The following is a 23,465-nucleotide window of genomic DNA, read 5'->3' as shown; positions in this document are numbered from 1 at the left end:
AATGGTGGTTTCGTCGGGGATGCGCTCCAGGTTCAGCCCGGCAAACTGGCGCAGGATCGTGGTTTCGTACAGCGCTTCCTCCATCGCTGGATCGCTGTAGCCGAACCAGTTCTGCAGCAGATGCACACGCAGCATCGCCATCAACGGGTAGGCCGGACGGCCACCTTCACCCTTCGGATAATGTGGCTCGATCAAAGCAATCAAGCCCTTCCACGGCACCACCCGATCCATCTCGATCAGGAACAACTCCTTGCGGGTTTGCTTGCGCTTGCCAGCGTACTCGGCGTCGGCGAAGGTCATCTGCTTCATCGGGAAACTCGGTGGGTGGGGTCGCGGTATTTTGCCAAATCAGAAAGTCTTTTTCAGAGTTTCCCTAGGCTGACAAGCCAAGCGCTGGATCGCAACCATCCATCACCTTATCCAGCTAGATCTGCCTCCTCCAATAAGTGCCGCACAAATCCCGGCGGGTGCAGATTTCCGGGAGGTTTGCGCCAGATCAGTTGGAGACGCTTTTCAAGCCCCGGGATGGGAAGAGCTACCAGCGCGCCACTGCGAACTTCGTCTTGTACTGCGGAAGCCATCACCAACGACACGCCGAGTCCCGCCCTCACTGCTTGTTTGACTGCCTCGGTGCTGCCTAGCTGCATACCGCTGCGAGGCACGCCCAGTTCGCCAAAGTATTCGGTCAGAAGCCGTCCGGTACCGCTACCCGGTTCACCTCCCAGCATCGGCAGGTCCACCAGACGATCACGTTCTATGCACCCTGCTTCAGCCAGCGCATGGTCGGGGCTGACGATAAGCACCAGCGGCTCGACCCGCCAGAGGCGGTATTCGAAGTCGGGGTGAGGTAGCCACCATTCCATGATCGCGGCGTCGAGCTGGCCCGCCAGTAGCTGGTCGGCCACATCCGGGTTGGCGGCGATGCGCAGATCCACCTCGCCCCTCTCATTTGCGGTCGTCAGATAGTTGCGCACGAATGGCTGGAGAAGGTAGGTGCCGATGTTGGAGCTGGCCCCGACGCGCTCACGATTGCCATGCAGGGCTTCTAGCGCCCGGGCGTGCATGTCGAGCAAGGCGGTCGCATGCGGCATGAAGGCCAGCGCCCGTGTGGTAGGCTGGCAGCCGCTACGACTGCGCTGCACCAGCGTTACGCCGACCTGCTCTTCAAGCTTCTGCAAGTGCTGCGACACCGTCGGCTGGGCCAGCCCCAACGCCCTCGCCGCGCTCTGAAAACTGCCTGTTTGAACGATCGCTACCAGGCTCTTCAGCCAGACCGGATTCAACATGCGGCAGGCTCGGCCTTGGGCAGACGGTTCGCAGCGTTGATTGGGCGCGCACCTGCCAATACCTGGATGATGTTCTGCGCTGCACAACGTTCAATCTCCAGGCGCACCGCGCGCACTGCCGACCCTATGTGCGGAGTGAACAGCGTATTCGGATGCGCGAGCAGCGCAGGATCGATCAGCCGCGGCCGGTCCGCGCGAGCCCAGTCTTCCATTTCGAATACATCCGCCGCATACCCGCCGAGCTGGCCTCGCTCAAGCGCCGCGAGCACGGCGGCTTCATCCACTACCGAACCACGACAGGGGTTTACAAGCAGAGCGCCCGGCCGTACGAGGGCAAGCAGCTCGGCGTTGACCAGATGCTGGGTATCGGCATTCAAGGGAAGCGCCAGCAGGATGAAGTCCGAGCTGGCGAAGAGTTCGCTGCACGCCACCTGGCGCAGGCCGAGCCGTTGCTCGGTTTGTGTATCCAGAGCCTTCGCCTCGTGGTACTGCAGGGTCGCGCCCCATCCCTGCAAGCGATCAGCCATGGCCAGTCCGATGGCGCCCATGCCAAGGATGCCGACCGTAGCGTTATCCAGCCCCGTGCCGTAGAACTGTGGTTGCCAGCCCTGGAACTCGCCAGAGCGGACGAACGCATCTGCTGCCCGCAGATGCCGCCCCAGCCCCACCGCCAGTCCGATCGCCAGCTCGGCAGTCGGGACCGTCAACAGATCAGGCACGAAGGTCAGCCAGACCCCGCGGGCAGTACAGGCGTCCACATCGAAATTGTCGAAGCCCTTGAGCGCGCAGCCGACTACACGCAGCTCAGGGCAGGCTTGAAGAAAGTCTGCATCGACCCGATCGGGCATGAACGCCATCATCGCCTGAGCATCGCGACAGCGGCGCAGAATTTCCTCGCGCGTCAGCGTGCTGTCGGTCTGGTTGGTCATCAGCTCGCAATGTGGCGCCAGCAGTTGCAGGATCTCATCGTGTACTCGGTGAGTTATAACGAGTTTCGGCAGCATGGTTTGTCCTATTTGAAACGTTTGCGCAGCACGCCACTGAAGGCGTCTACTAGCGTGACCATGGCCAGGATGACCAGCAGGATTGCTGCAACCTCCTGGTACTGCATGATGCGCAGCGAGCCCATGAGTTCGAAGCCGATACCGCCGGCGCCAACCATGCCCATCACGGTGGAGGCGCGAAAGTTGTATTCCCAGCGGTAGATCGCCACGTCGGCGAACTGCGGCGTCACCTGTGGCAAAACCGCGTGCAGCAGCACTTGCATCGGCGTAGCCCCCGCCGCCCGAGCGGCTTCCACCGGCGCTTCGTCGACGTGCTCGATGGCCTCGGCGAAGAACTTGCCGACCATGCCGACCGAATGCAGACCCAGGGCAAGCACGCCCGGCAAGGCGCCGAACCCTACGGCTGCAACGAAGATGATGCCCATGATCAGCTCCGGCACCGACCGCAGGGCATTGAGCAGCACCCGGGCAACACCGAACACAAGGGGGTGCGGCGCCGTATTGCGCGCTGCAACGAAGGCCACCACCAGCGAGAACACCACTGCGATGGCCGTACCGGCGATGCTCATCGCCAAGGTGTCGATCAAGGGGCGAATCCAGCTTCGATAGCCCGAAAAGTCTGGCGGCATGGCCTCGCCTGCCAGGGTCGCGATGGAGGGCAGCCCGTTCAGCAGCGTGGTGGCATCGAGCAGCCCCACGTACCAGCAGGCCAACAGCACCACTCCGAATACAATCGCCACCTGCCCCAGCTGGCGCCACCAACCGAGGCCGAAGCCTCGAAGGATGTGCTCGCGTTGCTCTGCAGGCAGCGCCTGCACGTCGTAATGAGTAGACATATCGGTGCTCACATCGTGGCGAAGTCGAGGCCGAGCAGCGATCCCATGTTGCGGATCACATCGTAGTCGGCGTCGGTGATTGGCGCGAAGGCCTCGGCCTTGAAGTTGCGCAGCACTTCGGGATCGTCGATACCGACGAATACATCCCGCACCTTGGTTTTCAGCTCGGGGCTCAGGTTCGAGCGCATCGCCCAGGGGTACTGGGGGTATTCGCCGCTGTAACCAAGTACTTTCACCTTGCTCGGATCGATTAGGCCACGTTCGGCTACGTGATTGAAAATTACCTCCGACAGCCCACCCGCATCGGCGTTGCCGTTCGCCACGTTGACGGCAACGGCGTCATGCGTGCCCACAAAATGTTGTTCGTAGTCCTGCCCACCCGTCAAATCGGCCGTCTCAAGAAGCACGGTTTTGGGAATCAAATGGCTGGACGTCGATGCCCGGTCACCATAGGCCATCTTCTTGCCCTTAAGGTCGGCATACTCATTCACGCCTGACGCCACATTGGCGATAATCACCGAGCGATAGGTCGGCTTGCCGTCGATGACCATGGCAGCGAAGGGCTCGATGTCGCTTTTGCTTTTGGCCATGACGTAGGACAGCGGACCGAAATACGCCAGGTCGATACGGCCAAAGCGCATCGCCTCAATCATCGAGGAATAGTCGGTGGTTACGATCAGCTGCACCTTCTTGTCCAGATGCTCTTCCAGATAATCCTTCAGCGGCTGGTTACGCTTGATCAGCTCGGAGGCGTTTTCGTCCGGCAGCAGGGCAACCTTTAGCACATCCGGATCGGCATCGGCCGCTAGGGCGGACAAACTTGAAACAGCGGACAGCAAGCAAGTCAATAAGAGCGCGGATAAGCGTTTCATCGGGACATCTCCAGTGAAGGTTCGAGCATGACAGGTGGTTCAGCCGGAGCATTCGCTGGCTGAGTCGTAGAGCGGCCTGCATAGATGCGCTCAAGCTGCGCATCGGTGAGTTCCGAGGGCGCGGCATCGAAAACGATCTGAGAATCGGCCAGCCCGACGACGCGATCGGCGAAGCGGCGGGCATATTCGAGTTGATGCAGCGAAACGATGGCGGTGATGCCGTCTTCCTTGCAGATGTCGCGCAGCAATCCGAGAACACGGACCGAAGTGGCCGGGTCGAGACTGGCTACCGGCTCATCGGCCAGAATGATCGCCGGCTGTTGCGCTAGCGCACGCGCGATGCCTACCCGCTGCTGCTGGCCACCGGACAGTTTGTCCACCCGGCTTAGCGCCTTGTCTGCCAGACCGACCCGAGCGAGGCAACTGAGCGCAATCTCCTGATCGGCACGCGGCAGAGGAAACAGCGAGCGGAGCGTGTTGTGAAAGGCCAGCCGACCGGTAAGCACATTAGCCAGTGCGCTTTGACGTTCGATTAGCTGGTGGTGCTGAAAGATCATGGCGGTACGCCGACGATGCTGACGCAAGGCCGAGCCGCTGCCGAGCTCACCGAGTTCGCTGGTGACACTGCCGCCAGTGGGCGTGACGAGTCGATTGAGACTACGGAGCAAGGTCGACTTGCCTGCGCCCGAGAGACCAAGCAGCACGGTGAACTCACCACGCCGAAATGCAATCGAGGTATCGCGTAGGGCTGTCACGCCGCCTGGATAGACGACGCTCAACCGGTCGACCCGCAGCACGGCGTCCTGTATCGGATGGGGCGTCATTTGATCACCTTTCGCAATATTGCTGGCCGCACAATTGCGGTTCGCGATGCAAAGGGTAGAAATTCCTTGTTAACGCACTGCTTCTAAAGGATGACATTTCGATGAATACTTCGAATCTGCCGTAGCGGGGCGGCAAGCGAAGCCGTGGAAGAACGGGCGCAACGTAGCGTCTTTCTTCACGCGGGATACAGGAGGCTTTGATTGATACTGCTGCGGATTCGCTACAGTAACGTTGGGCCAGAACGTAATGCCATCCAAGCAAGAGAGCGCACACTAGGGAAACACGGTCTGCTCTCGCCGCCTGGATACATCAAGCACAGCTCCGGAGCCAGGACTGCCTTTTCCCGAGCAGGCTGCATACATCAGACCATCTATCCACTCGTCAATACGCTCGTATCGTCAAAGGCTGGGTAAAAGCCATTGGCCTAGATCCTGCCATATATGGCACACACACGATGAGACGTACGAAGGCATCGCTGATCTATCGCAGGACGAAGAACCTACGGGCGATTCAAATTCTGCTCGGCCATACGAAGCTTGAGAGCACCGTCCGATATCTTGGGATTGAGGTCGATGACGCTCTGGAAATGGCGGAGCAGACCGAGGTCTGACCATATATTGCGACGGTCGAAGTCAGACCGTCGCTAACCGGCCAGGAGCTGCCACCCACGATGAGAGCAGCTTTTAAGCCGCCCTGCTCCACTAGACAGATCTCATGTAGTTTTAATAGCGTTCTGCCATCTTCTTCATTGGGGTCTGGATGATGCGCGCCATCACAGCCTTTGCTGCCTTAGTTGTTCTTCAGTCCGCCCTTTTCGGTTGCGTCGCCTCAGCGGTTGATCCGCAACACCTCGGCCCACAGACGCCTCCGCCCAGCTTCACCGTCGACCCGCAGGCCAACCCGGAGGTATGGGGGGTCTATTCCCGCCTCGTTGGGCATCGCTACGCCCCAGCAACCGGTGGTTTTCCGGGTTTTGAGGTGCGCTGGAGCGAGCCCGGTAAAGCCATCATTGAGACCAGCTTGTTCTTAGAGGGCGCAATCGTTGGGCCGGATGTGAAATGGAGCCGGACTATTCGCCCGGGCAGCAAGCCCGGCGAACTGAATATGGACTTCAATGGCACGCCGTGGCTCGGCACGATCGAATCGGATGGCTCAGTGGTGTTTAAAGCGGTTACGCCGCGAGCGGGTGAATTTCCTTACCGGATTCGCCTGTCATCGCGTGGCGAGATGCTTGTGCAGAATATGCAGTGGGTGAATGGCTCGCTGTCGAATGTCATCTACTCGACGCCCTATCCGGTCGAATCCGTGCCGGGTGGTCCGGACCCAGCCGTGGCTGAGGTACCGGGCGTCGCAACGCCTCAGCCCCCTACCGACGCGGGCGTGAAGCCGTTGGTGCTGGGGCAAAAGATCATCGGCAAGCTGGATGACAACAGTCAGAAAACCTCGATCATGCGAACGCGCTATGACCTCTACCGTCTGCCAGCGCGCAAAGGTGAAAGCGTTGTAGTGGGCCTCGATTGCGATATCTACAGTTTCTACGGCTGCTACTACACATTCGTAAACCTGCGCGAAGGCTACGGCAACACCTACGAAGCGATGATCGATGCACCAAAGCGCAAGGCCTACCGTTTCACCCTCACTGAAGACCATCAGGTGCTGAAGGTGGAGAGCAATGGCAGGCTCGATTATGGCTTGGTGGTCGAACAGGGAGCAGCAGGCAATGCACTGTGGGCGGTGACTCAGGCCGAGCGGACTTCCTTCGATCAAGCAAAAGCACGGCAAGACGCCGCAAACAGCGCCGAGAACGCGCAATTATTAGGTGCCGTAATGCAGGGTTTGAGTCAGGGACTGACAGCGGCCAACCAGGCAGCCAGCGCCAACGCTGCTCAATCCAGTGCCAGCCTGGCCGCCACACTCGTCCAGGCCCGAGCACAACCGCCGGTAAGTCCATCCGTGCAATCCAGCCAAACGTCCAGTTTATCGAGCGGCGATAGCTCCGCGCAGGACGCCCAGGTGGCAGCCCTGATGGCGCAGAACCAAGCACTGATGCGCGAGATGGGCATCGAGAGCGAGGCCAATGCCATGGCGGCGGCCATGTTGGCGCAGATTGAGCGCCAGCAGGCTTCGGGGCGTGCGCAAAGCGTTGTCGAAGAGCAGGAAGACGAGGCTCCAACCGCCAAGCCCGAGAAGCCTGTCGCCGAGGCTGCACCCGCGAAAGATGGCGGACTCATCAAGACGGTCAATGGCCAGAGCTACAGCGTCGGTGCAACGCTCCCGGCGCAAATCGAGGGTCGTTACCTCTATGAGGGTGAAGGCGAGCCCATCGTCTTTATCGGATCGGGAAGCATGCAAAGCCGCTTTCAGCCCCACCAAGACCCCGAGATACCGATGACCGCCTGGATCGTGCAAGGGCCGGATGGCAGTCCTCTGCGCGAGAAGGGAGTCGGTGAGCGCTACCAGGTTACTCTGGTGGTCGAATATGGTGCCGGCGGTGGTGGAAACTATCCCGAAGGTAGTCTGAACCTGCTGCCCGTTGTGGTCGCGCCCGATATGAATAAAGCCTTCATCCTCGGCGAGCGGATCAAGAGCGGCCTGTAACCGCCGTGCTCGGCAAGCGCATTTAAGTCGACCTCCAGTCGATCCGCCTTGCCACCTCCAGCGCAACTTCTTGCGCTCCGAGCAACTGTCGACCAAGTTCTGGTGAGCGCACAGCAGAATTCTGAATCGCCTCCGGTTTCGTAGATGCTAGATGACCGCTTTTGGCCGGTTGCTGCCTGTTACTACCGTCTGCTTAACGGTAGTTGGCACTAATCAGCGTATCGAAACGACCTTTCTGTCCCGACTTTCCTTGATAGCTGACATCGAAAGATTGCCGGTAGCTGCTTGCTGAATGTGCTCACTCCATCAGGTCATCATCGGGCGTCTGCGTTCGATGTAGTCCCTTGATGCGAACCTCCTCATTGCAGGCTTGTGCAGAAATCTGCCCAGTCTGCCATCAGAGCTCTGCGCTTCTCCAGAAGATCGGAGCGTGAATAGGCTGCCTCGGTCTGGTCGCGTTCGTCATGCGCAAGCGCAAGTTCGCAAACCTCTCGCGGGTAGTTGGTGCATTCGTTTGCCCAGTCCCGGAAGGTCGATCGAAAGCCGTGCCTCGTGATGTCTGCATGCCCTAGCTTGTGCAGTAGGTTGCGAACTGCGTTGCCATGCATGACGCCGTTCTTCCCTTGCCCAGGGAAAAGATAGATTGAATGAGTCTTATTCATGGTCTTTAGCATCTCGACTACCTGGGGCGACAGTGGGATGACGAAAGGTTTTCGCATTTTCATGCGCTCAGCCGGAAGTGCCCAGGTGCCAGCTTCGAGGTCAAACTCGGACCATTGAGCATGTTGGATCATGTGGTAACGAGCACCGGTCAGAATCAGCAGCCTGGTTGCGATGGCGTCACGTGTATCGATGTTGGCTAGAGCGGCTATCAGCTTCGGAGTGTCTTTCCATTGCAGTGCTGGGAAGTGCTGGCGCTGCCTGGCCTTCTTCTTCTCTGCCTTGCTCAGCAAGTTGTCCAGGTGTCCGCGCCAGCGGGCAGGGTTGTCCCCCTCGCGTAAGCGCCGAGCCTTGGCTGCATCCAGTATTTGCTCGATCTGGCCCCGGACTTCATCAGCGGTACGGGTCTTGGTTGCCCAGATGGGTTGCAATGCAGCAAGCACATGCTCGGTACTGATGATGTCAGCAGACAGGTTGCCCATGGTTGGAAAAGCGTAGAGCTCCAGTTTGCGTAGCCAGCCTTTCCGCCATTTCTCAGACCAGCTGCCGCCGTGTGCCTGCTGGTATTCGCGAGCGAGATCCTCGAACGTCATGCGACGTGCTGCGGCTTGGCGTTCGGCCTCGCGCTTGGCTTCTTTTGCCGCGTCGCGGGCTGCGAGTGGGTCGCTTCCGGAGGCTAGGAGCTTGCGTTGGTCGGCGGCCAACTGTCGGGCTTGGCCGAGTGTGACGGCAGGGAAGGGGCCTAGCCCCATTTCGCGGCTTCGGCCGTCCAGCTTGTAGCGAAAGATCCAGCTTGTGCCGCCGCTCTTGGATACCTGGAAGTACAGGCCGTCGCCATCGTTGGTTTTTCCTGGCGTGGCAGCTTTGGCGATCGACTCCACTGTCTTGCTGGTTAGCTTACCCATTGCTCCTCCTCAAACCCACACCCCTCAACCCACACTCTGACCCACACCTTGGTCGCGGATTTTATAGGTGGCTACTGGATGTCTTGGGATGGATGCTAAGCTGTAAGCCGCTTATTTACTAGGGCTGTAGGATCTTGTTGGATTTCTTCGGGCAATAAAAAAGCCGGCTTGTGGCCGGCTTTTCTTCAGTGCTTTGGCTTACTTCTGATAAGCCTCGGCAGCTTTGATGATGGCGGCTCGGGCGGCGTCGGCGCCTTCCCAGCCTTCAACCTTGACCCACTTGCCCTTCTCCAGATCCTTGTAGTTCTCGAAGAAGTGCTTGATCTGCTCGATCAGCAGCGGCGGCAGGTCGGTGTATTCCTTCACGTCCACGTACAGCTGGCTCAGCTTGTCGTGCGGGACGGCGATCAGTTTGGCGTCGCCGCCGGCTTCGTCGGTCATGTTCAGCACGCCAACTGGGCGGCAACGGATGACCGAGCCTGGGGCAACCGGGTAGGGGGTCACGACCAGTACGTCGAGCGGGTCGCCGTCGTCAGCCAGGGTGTGCGGGATGAAGCCGTAGTTGGCCGGGTAGAACATCGGGGTGGCCATGAAACGGTCGACGAACAGGCAGTCGGTGTCGTGATCGATTTCGTACTTGATCGGCGCGTGGTTGGCCGGGATTTCGATGGCGACGTAGATGTCGTTTGGCAGGTCTTTGCCGGCCGGGACTTTGCTGTAGCTCATGAACATTGCTCCGTGGTCGGCCAACGCGGCCTGGGGCTAAAAAAGTGGGCGCGATTATAGGCGCACTGTCGGGCGTTTTGCCATGCCGGTCTCGGGGGGCCGCCATTGGCATCGTGATGCGCGCATTCGACGGCTCGAACTCAACGAGGTTCCGCGTACTCGGGACGGCTTTCCTGCAGGCCCTTCAGGCGCGTCAGCGGGTCCTGCCGGTAGAAGAGGGCGAGCTGCTCGTGGACGTCGGGAAAGGCGGCGTGCAGGACGTCCGGTGCACAGAAGAAATACTCGCTTGTGACGGCAAAGAACTCCGCAGGATTCTCCGCGGCATAGGGATCGATCGCGGTGTCGGCATCAGGGTTGGCGTCGAGTAAGGCATTGAGGGCGTCGTAGGCGCTCTGCATGACATTCGCCCAGGCCTCGATGCGCATGTTGCGATGCAAGGGGGGCAAGCCGTTGGCATCGCCGTTGAGCATGTCGAGCTTGTGCGCGAGCTCGTGGATGACCAGGTTGTAGCCTTCCCAACCGCCGCTTTCCTTGACGCCGGGCCAAGCCAGAATGACCGGGCCCTGCAGCCAGGCCTCACCGCTGTGTTCGCCGTCCCACTCATGAACGACGCCAGCGGAATCGCGGTGCTTCTGCGGGCTATGAAAATCGTCCGGGTAGATCACGATTTCGTGGAAACCCTGATACCAGTCCAGGTCGGCTAGCTGCAGTAAGGGCAGCTGCGCTTGTGCAGCCAGACGCAGCCTGTCTGCCGGTTCCAGATCCACGCCCGGAAGCGCAGTCAGCCGCTTCGCGTGCAGAAACAGCAGGCTGCGCTCGCGCAGGCGCTCGGTCTCTTCGCGGTTAAGCCCGTCGAGTATCGGCAGGCTGTCCAGCACGCTTTGCCAGAGTGCAGGTTCGATGGCGAGGCGGGCGAGGATGCGCTTGCGGCGCCAGTCGCGAAATGACCACATGGAGAAGCTTTCCAGTCAGGGGCGTCAACCTTAAGCGGCGAGCTGGGCGCCGGCAAGCCGCGTGGACGTTCGTGCCCGTTAGCCCCGACAACCGTGCGTCATGCTGAACGTACTACCATGCCGATCAGCGCCTACCGGCATTCAATCGACTTGATTAACGGGAACAGCATGAGCGAATCGGATATTTCACCCAAGCCAACTTTGATCAATCCGCCCGGGCTCTATGATCCTGCACCCAATGGTTATTCCCATGTGGCGGTTGTTCCGGGCGGAGCACGGCTGGCGTTCATTGCGGGGCAGGGTGGCGAGACCGAGGACGGTCGGTTGTCAGCGGATTTTCATGAGCAGGTTCGACAGGCAATGGACAATCTGTTGATTGCCATTGCTGCGGCGGGCGGCCAGCCCTTGCAGGTTGCCAAGCTGACGGTGCTGATCGTCGACCACAACGAGCAGCGGTTGGCCATTCTCGGTGAGGAGCTGGCGCGTGCATTTGGTGGAGAGATGAAGCCGGCCTGCACGCTGATCCCGGTCCCGCGGCTGGCGCTGGACGGGATGTTGTTCGAAGTGGATGCAGTGGTGGTGTTGCCGGAGACCTGATCGGGCGGGGAGCAGTGGGTAGCGTTTGAAGTATCCAAATCGGCAATGCAGGAGTGGAACTGCTTCGGTTTCGACTGATGCTGCGAGGCTGTGCGTTTGCTTGAAACGACCTCTAAGAACTCGACGTCTCTCATGCGCAAGCACGTCAGCGGAATCATGCTTGGTGGATTGCTGCGCGAGGGTGCAGGCGGGATGCAGAATCCCAATTGCACAGTTGTGAGCCCTCAATGGCAGCCTTGGCGGTGCGAGTGAGCTTCTTCTATACGGCCGCCGCTTAGCTCAGTAGGAAATTGCCGACTTTCGGTGAGTTGTCGTCGAGGCTGAGCATTTCCGCTTCGTCTTTCAGGTTCACGCCCGAGAGCTGCCGGCGACAGGCTTCGCGCATCAGGTGGATCAGTCTGTGAGCGGCAAGGTTGTAGCTCAGACCCTCCAGCCGGATGTTGGAGATGCAGTTGCGGTCGGCGTCGGTGCGACCGACTTTCGGGTCGTAGGTGAAGTACAGACCAAGGCTGTCCGGGGAGCTGAGGCCGGGTCGTTCACCGAGCAGCATCACCACCATCTTCGCCTTGAGGCGCTCGCCCACTTCATCGCCGAGCGCCACCCGGCTTTGCTGCACCAGGGTGATCGGCGCAAGCGACCAGCCATCTTTCTCGATCTGTTCCTCAATGCGCTGCAGCAAGGGCAGGGCGTGCCGTTGAACTGCAAGCGCGGAAAGGCCGTCGGCGATGACGATGGCCAGGTCGTATCCCGCTCCGTTCTGGTGCGTGTGCTTGTCTAGCTCAATGGCCGATTCGTCGCTCAGGCGCCTGCCAAGGTCGGGGCGTTGCAGATAGGTATTCCGGTCCGGTGCAGCGCTATGCAGCTGCAGGCAGGTATGGCCTTGTTGCTCGATCTGCACCGCCAAGTCTGCGCAGTCGAGCGAGAGGTGTACTGCATCGCGGGCCTGGGCGTGGGCAAACTGGAAATCGAGCTGGGCGTCGGTTGGCAGGCTTGCGCCGGCACGGCCCAGGGCGATTCGCGCTGGGGTGAGCTGGCGCAGGTGAGCCCAGGGGTTGGTGATGGCGGTGGGCTTATCAGGCATGGTGACCTCCGAAGGGTATGCATGCTCGGTTTGCGAGCAAGGAGTGTGCATTCCCCGCTCCGGCAGGTCTTCGCATGGGGTTGATCGCCAGCAAGCTGGCTCCTACGAAATGCGGGCCGTGCGGTATCTGTAGGAGCCAGCTTGCTGGCGATCCGATGCGTGCACGGACATGGCCAGACTTCAGCGGGCTGCCTGGGCTCGACGGCGTCATGCCAGCCGCTCCAGCGCATGGCGGAAGGCCGGAGGTAGCTCGCTGCCCATCTGCAGCCGTCCGCCGTCCTGGCGCAGCTCCGTAGGATGGGTTGAGCCTGCGATACCCATCGTTGGTCCGAGATTTGATGAGTATCGCTTCGCTCAGCACCATCCTACGAAAAGCCAGCCCACATGGTACGGCGCTACTAATGGACATCGTCATGCCAGTCGCTCCGTAGGATGGGTTGAGCTTGCGATACCCATCGTTGGTCCGGGATTTGATGGGCATCGCTTCGCTCAACACCATCCTACTGGTCGTCACACCAGCCGCTCCAGCGCTTGCCGAAAGGCGGGCGGAAGCTGCTCCCCCATCTGCAGTCGCCCGCCGTCCTGGCGCAGAATTTCCATTTTTGCCAGCCATCCCTCGAACTCTGGAGCGGGTCTGAGCCCGAGGCTCTGGCGTAGATAAAGCGCGTCGTGGAAGGAGGTGGTCTGGTAGTTGAGCATCACGTCGTCAGAGCCCGGAATACCCATAATGAAGTTGATGCCGGCGGTACCGAGCAGGGTCAGCAGCATGTCCATGTCGTCCTGATCGGCTTCGGCGTGGTTGGTGTAGCAGATGTCGCAGCCCATGGGCACGCCGAGCAGCTTGGCGCAAAAGTGGTCTTCCAGCCCGGCGCGGATGATCTGCTTGCCGTTGTAGAGGTATTCCGGGCCGATGAAACCAACCACGGTGTTCACCAGCAGCGGTTTGAATTTGCGTGCCACGGCGTAGGCGCGAGCCTCACAGGTTTGCTGGTCGACGCCATGGTGGGCGTTGGCCGACAAGGCTGAGCCCTGGCCGGTTTCGAAGTACATCAGGTTGTCGCCGACCGTCCCGCGCTTCTGCGACAGGCCGGCCTCGAAGCCTTCCTGCAATACCGCCAGGTTGATGCCGAAGCTGGTGTTGGCCGCTTCGGTGCCGGCGATGGACTGGAACACCAGGTCCAGCGGCGCGCCACGGTTGATCGCCTCGATGGAGGTGGTGACATGGGTGAGGATGCAGCCCTGGGTCGGAATCTCGTAACGCTGGATGATGGCGTCAAGCATCTTCAACAGTTCGCAGATGCCGCTGGTGCTGTCGGTGGCCGGGTTGATGCCGATCACCGCGTCGCCGTTGCCATAGAGCAGGCCGTCGACGATGCTGGCCGCGATCCCGGCGGCTTCGTCGGTGGGGTGATTGGGTTGCAGGCGGGTGGACATGCGCCCGCGCAGGCCGATGGTGTTGCGAAAGCGGGTGACGACGCGCACTTTCTGCGCCACCAGAATCAGGTCCTGCACGCGCATGATCTTCGATACCGCGGCCACCATCTCTGGCGTCAGCCCCGCTGCCAATGCTTTGAGCGCAGCCTCGTCGGCATCATCCCCCAGCAGCCAGTTGCGGAAGTCGCCGACGGTCAGGTGACTGACCGGGGCGAAGGCTTCGGTGTCGTGGCTGTCGATGATCAGCCGGGTGACTTCATCGGTCTCGTACGGGATCAAAACTTCTTCGAGGAAGCGCTTGAGCGGGATCTGCGCCAGGCACATCTGTGCGGCCACGCGCTCGGCATCGCTGTCGGCTGCGACTTCGGCGAGGTAATCACCGGAGCGCGCCGGGCTGGCCTTGGCCATTACCTCGCGCAGGCTGTCGAATCGCCAGTTCGTTCCGCCTACGCTGTGCGTGTATCCCGCCATGCTCGTCCCCCATAGCAAGCTGTGAAAACTACCTGCGTTGGCATCCCTGCGTTAAAAGCGGCCTCGGTTGCGAGCCCAGTCAACATGCTCATTTACAACACGTAAACTCGTACGCGAGCCCGGTCCGCTGTTTCGGCCGCTTTGACTCGCGACGCTCGCCCTTCGGGCCAGCCGTTTGGCTGTTACTCCTTTCGGTCGTTGCGCCTTGTACTGCCTGCCTCGCTCACGTTTTCAGCAGCCTGCTAGTTAAGCGATGCCTCGGCATTCTCGATTGCGGCGAATTCTTCTTCCGGCGTGCCGGCCACCAGGTGGTGCCGGCTGTAGAACGCGAAGTAGGCAATGAAGACGCCGTAGATCACCGCTGCGGCGATCACCACGCGCGGGTCGACCAGGAAGCCTGCGACCACTGCGATGCACGCCAGAACCAGCGCAATACCGGACGTCAGCACGCCGCCGGGCGTCTTGTACGGGCGATGCAGGTCGGGACGGCGAAGGCGCAGGACGATGTGCGAGGCCATCATCAGCACGTAGGAAATGGTCGCGCCGAACACCGCCACGAGGATCAGCAGGTCGCCCTGACCAGTCAGCGAAAGCAGAAAGCCGATGATGCCGGGGATGATCAGCGCCAGCACCGGCGCCTTGTTCTTGTTGGTCAACGACAACTTGCGAGGCAGATAACCGGCCCGCGACAGCGCGAAAATCTGCCGTGAATAGGCGTAGATGATCGAGAAGAAGCTGGCGATCAGACCGGCCAGGCCGACCAGATTGACGAAACCGCTCATCCAGGTGGACGACCCATAAGCTGTGGTCAGCGCCTCGACCAGCGGATTGCCGGATGCCACCAGCGTGCTTGAGCCGGCGCCGCCGGGGCCGACCAGCAGGATCAGGCCGGCAAAGGCCACCAGAATCAGCATGGCGCCGATCAGCCCGCGCGGCATGTCGCGTTGTGGGTTCTTGGTTTCCTCAGCAGCCAGCGGCACGCCTTCGACCGCGAGGAAGAACCAGATCGCGTAGGGAATGGCCGCCCAGATACCGACGTAACCATAGGGCAGGAAGTTGCTGGCGCCGGCCGCGGTGGTCGGGGCGATGTCCAGCAGCTTGTCCACCGAGAAGTGCGGCACCATCGCGACGATGAATACCGCCAGTGCCAGCGCCGCGATTGCGGTAATGACGAACATCAGCTTCAGCGCCTCGCCGACGCCGAAGATATGGATGCCGATAAAGATGATGTAGAAGGCCAGGTAGATCGCCCAACCGCCGATGCCGAACAGCGATTCGCAGTAAGCGCCAATGAACACAGCGATGGCTGCTGGCGCAATGGCGTACTCGATGAGGATCGCCGTGCCGGTGAGAAAGCCCCCAAGTGGGCCGAAAGCGCTTCGGGCGAAGCCGTAACCGCCGCCCGCGGTAGGAATCATCGAGGAGAGTTCGGCCAGCGAAAAGCACATGCACAGGTACATGGTCGCCATCAGCAGTGTCGCGATGAACAGGCCTCCCCAGCCACCTTGCGCCAGGCCGAAGTTCCAGCCGGCATAGTCGCCGGAAATCACATAGGCAACGCCCAGCCCGACCAGCAGCACCCAGCCGGCGGCGCCTTTCTTCAGTTCGCGTTCCTTGAAATAGGTGCTGCCAACTGCTTCGAAATCGGTGGCGTGGGGCGGGGTGGTCGCACTGCTGTGTTCGAGAGCCATGAAGATCATCCTCTGATGGGTTCGGGTACGGCAGGATCGTTAAAGCAAGCGCTGTGCCTTTAGGGGTTGTAAGTGTTAGCGGGACGTTCGGAACGGAGGAGCAGCCAAAGGCGCACCAGCCCGACGCCATATGGCGCGGGCCGGCACTCTTTCGGCGCGTGAGGGTTAGAAGAACCCCAGTGGATTGATGTCGTAGCTGATCAGCAGGTTCTTGGTCTGCTGATAGCTGTCGAGGATCATCTTGTGGGTCTCGCGACCGACACCGGACTTCTTGTAGCCGCCGAACGCCGCATGCGCCGGATAGAGGTGGTAACAGTTGGTCCAGACGCGCCCGGCCTTGATCGCGCGGCCCATGCGGTAGGCGCGGTTGATGTCGCGAGTCCATACACCCGCACCCAGGCCGTACTCGGTGTCGTTGGCGATGGCCAGCGCTTCGGCTTCATCCTTGAAGGTGGTTACGCCGATCACCGGGCCGAAGATTTCCTCCTGGAACACACGCATCTTGTTGGTGCCCTTGAGCAGCGTCGGCTGGATGTAATAGCCGGTCGCGAGTGAGCCTTCCAGCTTCTCCGCCGCGCCGCCGGTGAGCACCTCGGCGCCTTCCTGCTTGGCGATTTCCAGGTAAGACATGATCTTGTCGAACTGCTGCTGGCTGGCCTGAGCGCCGACCATGGTGTCGGTGTCCAGCGGATCGCCGCGCTTGATCTGCGAGACCTTCTTCATTACCGCTTCCATGAAGGGGGCGTAGATAGACTCCTGCACCAGCGCCCGTGACGGGCAAGTGCAGACTTCGCCCTGGTTGAAGAAGCCCAGCACCAAGCCCTCCGCGGCTTTCTCGATGAAGGTCGGCTCGGCCTGCATGATGTCTTCGAAGTAGATGTTGGGGCTCTTGCCGCCCAGCTCGACAGTGCTCGGGATGATGCTTTCGGCGGCGCGCTTCATGATGTGCGAGCCGACCGGGGTGGAGCCGGTGAAGGCGATCTTGGCGATGCGCTTGCTGCTCGCCAGCGCCTCACCGGCCTCACGGCCGTAGCCCTGCACGACATTGAGTACGCCCGGGGGCAGCAGATCACCGATCACTTCCATCAACACAGCGATGCCCAGCGGTGTTTGCTCGGCAGGCTTGAGCACGACGCAGTTGCCCGCGGCCAGCGCTGGCGCGAGCTTCCAGGCGGCCATGAGAATGGGGAAGTTCCAGGGAATGATCTGCCCGACCACGCCCAGCGGTTCATGGAAGTGATAGGCCGCAGTGTGTTCGTCGATCTCGGCGCTGGTGCCTTCCTGGGCACGGATGCAGCCGGCGAAATAGCGAAAGTGGTCGGCGGCCAGCGGGATGTCCGCATTCAGCGTTTCACGCACGGCCTTGCCATTGTCCCAGGTTTCGGTGATGGCGAGCATTTCGAGGTTCTGCTCGATCCGGTCGGCAATCTGCAACAGGATCAGCGAGCGCGCCTGCACGCTGGTCTTGCCCCAGGCATCGGCGGCGGCGTGGGCGGCATCCAGGGCTTTTTCGATGTCGGCGGCGTCGGAGCGGGGGAATTCGGCGATGGGCTGGCCGTTCACCGGGGATAGGTTGGTGAAGTATTGGCCGTTGGCTGGCTCGACGAACTCGCCGTTAATGAAGTTGCCGTAACGGGACTTGAAGGAAACGACAGCGCCTTCGCTGCCGGGATGGGCGTAACGCATGATGAGTCTCCGGGACTTGTAATTGTGTGGGACTGCTGTGATCCAGCGTAGAACAAAGTCCGTTCGTCGGCTGGTGAGGCGACGTGCGGTGTACCGCTGGTCGGGCATTGGCAGCGCCAGTGCTGTGCTAATCTGCGCCGCAGTTTTCGGCGCCGACAGGCGTGGCTGTGCCGCCTGATCCCATTGCCCGGCGCGGCGTATTTCAGAGGTCATTCATGCATATCCATATTCTCGGCATCTGCGGCACCTTCATGGGATCGCTGGCAGTGCTGGCCAAGGAGCTGGGCCACCGCGTCACTGGCTCGGACGCCAATGTCTACCCGCCCATGAGCACGCAGCTCGAAGCCCAGGGCATCGAACTGACGCAAGGCTACGAGCCCAGCCAGCTCGAGCCGGCGCCGGATCTGGTGGTGGTCGGCAATGCGCTGTCGCGCGGTAACCCTGCGGTGGAATACGTGCTCAACAAGGGCTTGCCCTATGTGTCCGGCCCCCAATGGTTGGCTGATCACGTGCTGCAAGGGCGCTGGGTGCTGGCCGCCGCCGGTACCCACGGCAAGACCACGACGAGCAGCATGCTCGCCTGGGTGCTGGAACATGCCGGGATGAGCCCAGGCTTCCTTATCGGTGGTGTGCCGCAGAATTTCGGTATCTCCGCGCGTCTGGGGGGCACGCCGTTCTTCGTGGTCGAGGCGGACGAATACGACAGCGCCTTTTTCGACAAGCGCAGCAAGTTCGTCCATTACCGCCCGCGCACGGCGATTCTCAACAACCTTGAGTTCGACCACGCGGACATTTTTCCGGATCTCGCGGCCATCGAACGGCAGTTCCACCATCTCGTGCGCACCGTGCCCAGCGAAGGGTTGGTTATCCATCCCGAGTCAGAGACGGCGCTCAAGCGTGTGATCGGTATGGGCTGCTGGACGCCGGTGCAGACCACTGGAGATGGCGGGCAGTGGCAGGCAAACCTGCTGAGCGCTGATGGTTCGCGCTTCGAGGTGATCTTCGAGGGCGCTGTGCAGGGCGTTGTCGATTGGGCGCTGACCGGCTTGCACAACGTCAACAACGCACTGGCGACGCTTGCCGCGGCGCGCCATGTCGGCGTGCTACCGAAGCAGGGCGCCGAGGCGCTGAGCGAATTCCTGAGCGTCAAGCGACGCATGGAAAAGGTCGCCGAAGTCAACGGCGTGACCATTTACGACGATTTCGCCCATCACCCGACCGCCATCGCCACCACCCTCGACGGGTTGCGCAAGCAGGTAGGCGATACGCCGATCATTGCTGTGGTCGAGCCGCGCTCCAACTCCATGAAACTCGGCGCACACCGCGAAGGTCTGGCTGAGTCCGTGGCGCTTGCGGATCAGGCGATCTGGTACGCACCGGCCAATCTCGGCTGGGATCTGGCCGCGACGGTCGCCGGCTCGCCCGTGCCGACCACCGTGTGTGATTCGCTTGAGGCGATCATCGCCAAGGTCAAGGCCGACGCCACGCCGGGCACCCAAGTGGTGGTAATGAGCAACGGTGGTTTCGGTGGGTTGCATACGAAGTTGGCGCAAGCTTTGGCGTAGGGTGGAAAACGCCGAAGGCTTTTCCGCGCGTATGGTTGCGGTGGTGGAAAACGCTTCGCGGTTTTCCACCCTACGATTCTTGCTGGCGATCGCAAACCTGCTCCCACCGCTGATCGCCAGCAAGCTGGCCCCTACTTCAAATGACAAGGCAGGGTTGGCGTTAGCCCGCCAGAACACGACTAAGCCCAGTAGGGTGGGCTTCAGCCCACCAAGAAGACCACCCGATAGGACAACAGCAACGAATGAACGGACCGGAACGCATCACCCTCGCTATGACCGGCGCGTCGGGCTCTCAATACGGCCTGCGCCTGCTCGATTGCCTGATTCAGGAAGATCGCGAGGTGCATTTCCTGATCTCCAAGGCGGCGCAACTGGTGATGGCCACCGAAACCGATGTCGTGCTGCCGCCCAAGCCACAGGCCATGCAGGCGTTTCTCTCCGAATACACTGGCGCGGCGGCAGGGCAAATCCGCGTGTTTGCCAAAGAAGACTGGATGGCCCCGCCGGCCTCCGGTTCCGGCGCGCCGACTGCGATGGTGGTGGTGCCCTGTTCCACCGGCACCCTGTCGGCTATTGCCACGGGCGCCTGCAACAACCTGATCGAGCGCGCTGCTGATGTGGCGTTGAAGGAACGCCGCCAGCTGATCTTGGTGCCGCGGGAAGCGCCGTATTCGAGCATCCATCTTGAGAACATGCTCAAGCTGTCCAACCTTGGTGTGACCATCCTGCCGGCGTCACCGGGCTTCTATCATCAGCCGCAGACAATCGATGACCTGATCGATTTCGTCGTGGCGCGGATTCTCAACCTGCTCAACATCCCGCAGGACATGCTGCCGCGCTGGGGCGAGCACCATATCGTCAGCGACGACTAAACCAACCCAGCATGAAAGGGGTGAGCGTAGTGACGTTCATCAGGCGGCTAAGACAACCAACGGAGCGGCCATGAATCGATCAGCGATGCGACTCTGCTCCAGCGCGCTGGCTATCCTGCTGCTTTCGGGCTGCGGTACGGTCCGAACCCTCGATGCTGGCAAGCCCGGGGCCCCGATCGTCTACTCCGGCACTCGCCTGGACTGGTACAGCCTCAACGGCGGCTGCTGCCCGGTTGATCGCTTCGGTGCCGACGCGCCCCGGTACGCTGCGCTCGATCTGCCCGCCAGTTTGCTGCTCGACACGCTTCTGCTCCCGTTCTCCCTTGCCGCTGTGCTCGGGCTGGGGCTGAACGTGCAGGGCGGTTTCTGATCCCTCGCAACAAAAGTCATTTTCCGTCGCGCATCTTCTGCGTGGTGCTTACCGATAAGAAACGGTTATCGCCAGATCAGTGGCTGTCATTAGGCAGCGCGCATGGCTGTTCATAGAGTGGTGTCATGCAGGGCCGTCATGGCCACCACGAAGAACAATAATGCGAGGGAAGACGATGAGGCCTGGCCTGATCGCGAGCCGCCAGCGACGCACCGTAGCGTTCTCTAGTACCCATTCATATGATCTCATCCGGATTCAACGCGCCTCGCCTGGGATGTCGTCGTCCGGCCGTTCATGCCTGCACAAGCCTCGGGTAGAACGTCCGCTCTCCTCAGTACCGCCTTACACGCTGCGCTTAGTTGCGCTTAGCTGCGCTGAATTCAACGGCGTGCAAGTCGCTTGCTACACCATTCGATCTAATTGGCGATCAAACACGACCGTCGGATTTGACAGCCAATCATATGATGATAGGGTTCAGTAGACCCAAGGGCAGCTGCACAGAGGCTCGCATGTCGAACAACTATCACAGCGCAACGGTGGATTGGCTGGGTTCCTGGATCGCGTCGGGCAAGGTTCAGCCGGGCGAGGCGCTTAAGGTCGAGGCCGGTCTCTGCGAAGAGCTGGGTGTGAGCCGCACCGTGATTCGCGAGGCGATCAAGACGCTGGTGGCCAAAGGCATGTTGGATGTCGGGCCTAAAGTCGGCACGCGAGTCACGCCGGTGCGGTCCTGGAACCTGTTCGACGTCCAGGTGGTGGGCTGGCTGGCTGAGAACGGCCTGCCGGAAAGCTTCGTGATGGACCTGCTCGATCTGCGCCGGACTATCGAGCCGACCGCCGTGCGCTGGGCCTGCGAGCGCGCGACGCCCAAGCAGATCGCCGAAATTCAGGCTGCCTACCAGATGCTCGCCGAGTCCCTGGGCGACAAAGATGAATACAACCGCGCCGACAAGCTCTTCCACGAGGCGGTTCTCGCGGCCAGCCACAACCAATTCATCGAGCGCATGGTGCCGGCGCTGGGCGCCTTGCTGGCGGTGTCCTTCGAGGTTTCGTCGACGGTGCCTGACGAGCTCGGCCTGACCCTGCCTTTGCACAAGGATATTTCCGACGCCATTGCCAGCCGCGATGTCGCGCGTGGCGTATGGGCCTGCATGACGCTGATCGAGCGCGCGGCCCTGACCATTTCACGAAACTACCCGGAGCTGGTCGTGTTACGCGGCGAGCAGACTGCGCCATAAAAACAATGAAAGCGGAGTGCGACCATGCAATGGCTGCCCATCTCGCAACAACGCTACATCTTGGCCGAGGGCCCCTTCTGGGATGCCCCGGACCAGACGCTCTACTGGGCTGACATCGTCGGTCGACTGGCTTGCCGGATGGGGACGGACGGTTATCGGCAATGGCAACTGACCGAGCCGGTATCGGCCTTCATTCCCTGTAAGTCCGGCGATGCGCTGGTGACCTTGTCCAGCGGCGTCTACCGTCTCGATCTGCAGGCAACCGAAACAAATCTCAAGCGGTTCTGCGTTGCCGACGCTACTCCCGGCAACCGCGCCAACGAAGCGCGTTGCGACGCACAGGGCCGGCTCTGGCTCGGCACCATGCAAAACAACATCGACGACGACGGCAGCGATCTGCCGATCACCCGGCGCTCGGGCGGGTTGTTCCGGATCGATCAGGACGGCTCGGTGATGCAGCTGCTCAGCGATCTGGGCATCGTCAATACGCTGCTGTGGAGCGAGGCCGGCGACCGCGTCATCTGCGGCGACACGCTGGACGAGTCCCTGTTCATCCATGAAATTGCTGATGCAGGCCATCTGACCCGTCGCGATACCTGGGCCGGCCCGCATCCGCGAGGCGTGCCCGATGGTTCTGCAATGGATGCCGAAGGCTACGTCTGGAACGCGCGCTGGGGAGGTCACTGTCTGCTGCGTTTCGCACCAGACGGTTGCCTTGATCGCGTTGTTGAACTGCCCGTCAGTCATCCCACCAGCTGCGTGTTTGGCGGGCCGAACCTGACCCATCTGTATGTCACCTCGGCGAGGCCGGGCGAGGCGGCGACCGCACTGGACGGCGCCGTGCTGATGGCCGACGTCGGCGTCGTTGGCCTTCCCTGTACACGCTTCGCGGGCTGACCCGGTTACCCGGCCGTTTGCGGCCACCCATTCGATCAGGAGTTGTTCACATGGCTTCACCGCTTTCACTGCCACCGACACCCCAACCCCAACGCGGCGAACGCCTGAAAGGCAAGGTCGTGGTCGTCACCGGTGGCGCCCAGGGCATCGGCGAGGCCATCGTGGCCTGCTTCCAGGCCCAGCAGGCCAAAGTCGTCATCGGCGATATCCAGGGTGAAAAGGCCGAGCGGGTTGCTGCCGGCTGGCGCGAGCGCGGCGGTGAGGTGCTTGCGCTAAAGACCGACGTTACCAAGCCTGCTGAGCTCGAAGCTCTGGTCGACCTGGCTCTCGAGCAGTACGGGCAACTCGACGTGCTGGTCAATTGCGCCGGGGTCAACGTATTCCGCGACCCGCTGGAAATGACCGAGGAAGATTGGCGGCGTTGCTTCGCCATCGACCTGGACGGCGTCTGGTTTGGTTGCAAGGCAGCCCTGCCGCATATGGTGCAACGCGGCATCGGCAACATCATCAACATCGCCTCGGTGCACTCGACCAACATCATTCCCGGCTGTTTTCCCTATCCGGTCGCCAAGCATGGGTTGCTCGGCCTGACCCGCGCGCTGGGCATCGAATACGCGCCCAAGGGTATTCGCGTCAACGCCATCGCGCCGGGCTACATCGAGACGCAGCTCAACGTCGACTACTGGAATGATTTTTCCGATCCGCATGCCGAGCGACAGCGCGCGTTCGACATGCACCCGCCACGGCGCATCGGTCAGCCGATAGAAGTGGCGATGACGGCACTGTTCCTCGCCACCGACGAGGCGCCGTTCATCAATGCCGCCTGCATCACCATCGATGGCGGCCGCTCGGTGCTTTACCACGACTAAGGACGATGAAATTTCGATTCAAAAAGGGCTGC

General features: G+C 61.2%; 20 protein-coding genes and 2 pseudogenes. 9 read left to right on the top strand and 13 right to left on the bottom strand.

The features are described from left to right. The 6 genes and pseudogenes from NA619_RS22135 to phnC form a co-directional block, all read right to left on the bottom strand. Positions 1-309: pseudogene (locus tag NA619_RS22135) on the bottom strand (IS5/IS1182 family transposase); the annotation flags it as partial. A gap of 107 nt (positions 310-416) precedes the next feature. Continuing rightward, the gene (locus tag NA619_RS22130; protein ID WP_003118428.1) at positions 417-1,286 is read right to left on the bottom strand and encodes a LysR family transcriptional regulator; all 870 of its coding nucleotides are present in this window, start codon (positions 1,284-1,286) and stop codon (positions 417-419) included. After that, the gene (ptxD, locus tag NA619_RS22125; protein WP_003118429.1) at positions 1,280-2,290 is read right to left on the bottom strand and encodes a phosphonate dehydrogenase PtxD; all 1,011 of its coding nucleotides are present in this window, start codon (positions 2,288-2,290) and stop codon (positions 1,280-1,282) included. The genes NA619_RS22130 and ptxD overlap by 7 nt, the downstream gene beginning before the upstream one ends. Before the next feature lie 8 nt (positions 2,291-2,298). Further along, the gene (phnE, locus tag NA619_RS22120; RefSeq protein ID WP_010466252.1) at positions 2,299-3,126 is read right to left on the bottom strand and encodes a phosphonate ABC transporter, permease protein PhnE; all 828 of its coding nucleotides are present in this window, start codon (positions 3,124-3,126) and stop codon (positions 2,299-2,301) included. An 8-nt stretch (positions 3,127-3,134) separates the two neighbouring features. Further along, positions 3,135-3,998, bottom strand: a complete 864-nt coding sequence (gene phnD / locus NA619_RS22115; protein ID WP_010466255.1) for a phosphate/phosphite/phosphonate ABC transporter substrate-binding protein — start codon at positions 3,996-3,998, stop codon at positions 3,135-3,137. Next, positions 3,995-4,822, bottom strand: a complete 828-nt coding sequence (gene phnC, locus NA619_RS22110) for a phosphonate ABC transporter ATP-binding protein (protein WP_003118432.1) — start codon at positions 4,820-4,822, stop codon at positions 3,995-3,997. Before phnC ends, phnD begins: the two co-directional genes overlap by 4 nt. 272 nt (positions 4,823-5,094) lie before the next feature. On the opposite strand from phnC, the pseudogene NA619_RS22105 reads away from it, so the two are divergent. Beyond that, positions 5,095-5,433 (top strand): annotated as a pseudogene (locus NA619_RS22105) (tyrosine-type recombinase/integrase); the annotation flags it as partial. Between the two features lie 152 nt (positions 5,434-5,585). Next, the gene (locus NA619_RS22100; protein ID WP_102828799.1) at positions 5,586-7,421 is read left to right on the top strand and encodes a hypothetical protein; all 1,836 of its coding nucleotides are present in this window, start codon (positions 5,586-5,588) and stop codon (positions 7,419-7,421) included. Between the two features lie 359 nt (positions 7,422-7,780). Here NA619_RS22100 and NA619_RS22095 read toward each other — a convergent pair whose 3' ends face one another. The 3 genes from NA619_RS22095 to NA619_RS22085 form a co-directional block, all read right to left on the bottom strand. After that, positions 7,781-8,986 (bottom strand): tyrosine-type recombinase/integrase, encoded by a 1,206-nt coding sequence (locus tag NA619_RS22095; protein WP_023443659.1) that lies wholly within the window; start codon positions 8,984-8,986, stop codon positions 7,781-7,783. A 198-nt stretch (positions 8,987-9,184) separates the two neighbouring features. Continuing rightward, the gene (gene ppa / locus NA619_RS22090; protein WP_015275614.1) at positions 9,185-9,712 is read right to left on the bottom strand and encodes an inorganic diphosphatase; all 528 of its coding nucleotides are present in this window, start codon (positions 9,710-9,712) and stop codon (positions 9,185-9,187) included. Between the two features lie 140 nt (positions 9,713-9,852). Beyond that, positions 9,853-10,665 (bottom strand): zinc-dependent peptidase, encoded by an 813-nt coding sequence (locus NA619_RS22085; protein ID WP_255963950.1) that lies wholly within the window; start codon positions 10,663-10,665, stop codon positions 9,853-9,855. A 168-nt stretch (positions 10,666-10,833) separates the two neighbouring features. Here NA619_RS22085 and NA619_RS22080 point away from each other — a divergent pair, with 168 nt between their 5' ends. Next, positions 10,834-11,262 carry a RidA family protein gene (locus NA619_RS22080; RefSeq protein WP_255963949.1) on the top strand — a complete coding sequence of 143 codons (429 nt, stop codon included), beginning with the start codon at positions 10,834-10,836 and terminating at the stop codon, positions 11,260-11,262. Between the two features lie 274 nt (positions 11,263-11,536). Here NA619_RS22080 and eutC read toward each other — a convergent pair whose 3' ends face one another. The 4 genes from eutC to exaC form a co-directional block, all read right to left on the bottom strand. Further along, positions 11,537-12,343 (bottom strand): ethanolamine ammonia-lyase subunit EutC, encoded by an 807-nt coding sequence (gene eutC, locus NA619_RS22075; RefSeq protein WP_255963948.1) that lies wholly within the window; start codon positions 12,341-12,343, stop codon positions 11,537-11,539. A 510-nt stretch (positions 12,344-12,853) separates the two neighbouring features. Further along, a complete protein-coding gene (locus NA619_RS22070) occupies positions 12,854-14,248 on the bottom strand; it encodes an ethanolamine ammonia-lyase subunit EutB (RefSeq protein ID WP_255963947.1) in 1,395 nt (464 codons plus the stop codon). 242 nt (positions 14,249-14,490) lie between these two features. After that, entirely contained in the window at positions 14,491-15,939 is a 1,449-nt protein-coding gene (gene eat, locus NA619_RS22065; protein WP_255963946.1) for an ethanolamine permease, read from the bottom strand. A gap of 165 nt (positions 15,940-16,104) precedes the next feature. Next, entirely contained in the window at positions 16,105-17,625 is a 1,521-nt protein-coding gene (gene exaC, locus NA619_RS22060; protein ID WP_255963945.1) for an acetaldehyde dehydrogenase ExaC, read from the bottom strand. A gap of 215 nt (positions 17,626-17,840) precedes the next feature. On the opposite strand from exaC, the gene mpl reads away from it, so the two are divergent. The 6 genes from mpl (at position 17,841) to NA619_RS22030 (ending at position 23,433) form a co-directional block, all read left to right on the top strand. Then, positions 17,841-19,190: a UDP-N-acetylmuramate:L-alanyl-gamma-D-glutamyl-meso-diaminopimelate ligase gene (mpl, locus tag NA619_RS22055; protein WP_255963944.1), complete on the top strand. Its 1,350-nt coding sequence runs from the start codon at positions 17,841-17,843 to the stop codon at positions 19,188-19,190. A 242-nt stretch (positions 19,191-19,432) separates the two neighbouring features. Further along, the gene (gene ubiX, locus NA619_RS22050; protein ID WP_255963943.1) at positions 19,433-20,062 is read left to right on the top strand and encodes a flavin prenyltransferase UbiX; all 630 of its coding nucleotides are present in this window, start codon (positions 19,433-19,435) and stop codon (positions 20,060-20,062) included. Positions 20,063-20,132: 70 nt separating this feature from the next. Then, a complete protein-coding gene (locus tag NA619_RS22045) occupies positions 20,133-20,432 on the top strand; it encodes a YceK/YidQ family lipoprotein (RefSeq protein WP_255963942.1) in 300 nt (99 codons plus the stop codon). Between the two features lie 509 nt (positions 20,433-20,941). Beyond that, complete coding sequence (locus NA619_RS22040) at positions 20,942-21,667, top strand: FadR/GntR family transcriptional regulator (protein WP_255963941.1); 726 nt, start codon at positions 20,942-20,944, stop codon at positions 21,665-21,667. 24 nt (positions 21,668-21,691) lie between these two features. Continuing rightward, the gene (locus tag NA619_RS22035) at positions 21,692-22,564 is read left to right on the top strand and encodes an SMP-30/gluconolactonase/LRE family protein (protein ID WP_255963940.1); all 873 of its coding nucleotides are present in this window, start codon (positions 21,692-21,694) and stop codon (positions 22,562-22,564) included. 50 nt (positions 22,565-22,614) lie between these two features. Further along, the gene (locus NA619_RS22030; protein WP_255963939.1) at positions 22,615-23,433 is read left to right on the top strand and encodes an SDR family oxidoreductase; all 819 of its coding nucleotides are present in this window, start codon (positions 22,615-22,617) and stop codon (positions 23,431-23,433) included. Positions 23,434-23,465: the final 32 nt, after the last annotated feature.

Origin of the sequence: Stutzerimonas stutzeri (assembly GCF_024448895.1) — a bacterium.
Taxonomy (GTDB): Bacteria; Pseudomonadota; Gammaproteobacteria; order Pseudomonadales; family Pseudomonadaceae; genus Stutzerimonas; species Stutzerimonas stutzeri_Q.
The sequence above is the reverse complement of the archived record's forward strand: the minus strand, read 5'-3'. Positions and strand labels throughout refer to the sequence as shown.

Bases quoted from the DNA above. Each gene is read 5' to 3' on its own strand.
- NA619_RS22045 (WP_255963942.1), top strand. From the start codon at position 20,133: ATGAATCGATCAGCGATGCGACTCTGCTCCAGCGCGCTGGCTATCCTG.
- mpl (WP_255963944.1), top strand. From the start codon at position 17,841: ATGCATATCCATATTCTCGGCATCTGCGGCACCTTCATGGGATCGCTG.
- NA619_RS22130 (WP_003118428.1), bottom strand. From the start codon at position 1,286: ATGTTGAATCCGGTCTGGCTGAAGAGCCTGGTAGCGATCGTTCAAACA.
- ppa (WP_015275614.1), bottom strand. From the start codon at position 9,712: ATGAGCTACAGCAAAGTCCCGGCCGGCAAAGACCTGCCAAACGACATC.
- phnD (WP_010466255.1), bottom strand. From the start codon at position 3,998: ATGAAACGCTTATCCGCGCTCTTATTGACTTGCTTGCTGTCCGCTGTT.
- exaC (WP_255963945.1), bottom strand. From the start codon at position 17,625: ATGCGTTACGCCCATCCCGGCAGCGAAGGCGCTGTCGTTTCCTTCAAG.
- ubiX (WP_255963943.1), top strand. From the start codon at position 19,433: ATGAACGGACCGGAACGCATCACCCTCGCTATGACCGGCGCGTCGGGC.
- NA619_RS22100 (WP_102828799.1), top strand. From the start codon at position 5,586: ATGCGCGCCATCACAGCCTTTGCTGCCTTAGTTGTTCTTCAGTCCGCC.
- NA619_RS22095 (WP_023443659.1), bottom strand. From the start codon at position 8,986: ATGGGTAAGCTAACCAGCAAGACAGTGGAGTCGATCGCCAAAGCTGCC.
- NA619_RS22080 (WP_255963949.1), top strand. From the start codon at position 10,834: ATGAGCGAATCGGATATTTCACCCAAGCCAACTTTGATCAATCCGCCC.
- NA619_RS22070 (WP_255963947.1), bottom strand. From the start codon at position 14,248: ATGGCGGGATACACGCACAGCGTAGGCGGAACGAACTGGCGATTCGAC.
- ptxD (WP_003118429.1), bottom strand. From the start codon at position 2,290: ATGCTGCCGAAACTCGTTATAACTCACCGAGTACACGATGAGATCCTG.
- NA619_RS22040 (WP_255963941.1), top strand. From the start codon at position 20,942: ATGTCGAACAACTATCACAGCGCAACGGTGGATTGGCTGGGTTCCTGG.
- phnE (WP_010466252.1), bottom strand. From the start codon at position 3,126: ATGTCTACTCATTACGACGTGCAGGCGCTGCCTGCAGAGCAACGCGAG.
- eat (WP_255963946.1), bottom strand. From the start codon at position 15,939: ATGGCTCTCGAACACAGCAGTGCGACCACCCCGCCCCACGCCACCGAT.
- NA619_RS22030 (WP_255963939.1), top strand. From the start codon at position 22,615: ATGGCTTCACCGCTTTCACTGCCACCGACACCCCAACCCCAACGCGGC.
- NA619_RS22035 (WP_255963940.1), top strand. From the start codon at position 21,692: ATGCAATGGCTGCCCATCTCGCAACAACGCTACATCTTGGCCGAGGGC.
- NA619_RS22085 (WP_255963950.1), bottom strand. From the start codon at position 10,665: ATGTGGTCATTTCGCGACTGGCGCCGCAAGCGCATCCTCGCCCGCCTC.
- eutC (WP_255963948.1), bottom strand. From the start codon at position 12,343: ATGCCTGATAAGCCCACCGCCATCACCAACCCCTGGGCTCACCTGCGC.
- phnC (WP_003118432.1), bottom strand. From the start codon at position 4,822: ATGACGCCCCATCCGATACAGGACGCCGTGCTGCGGGTCGACCGGTTG.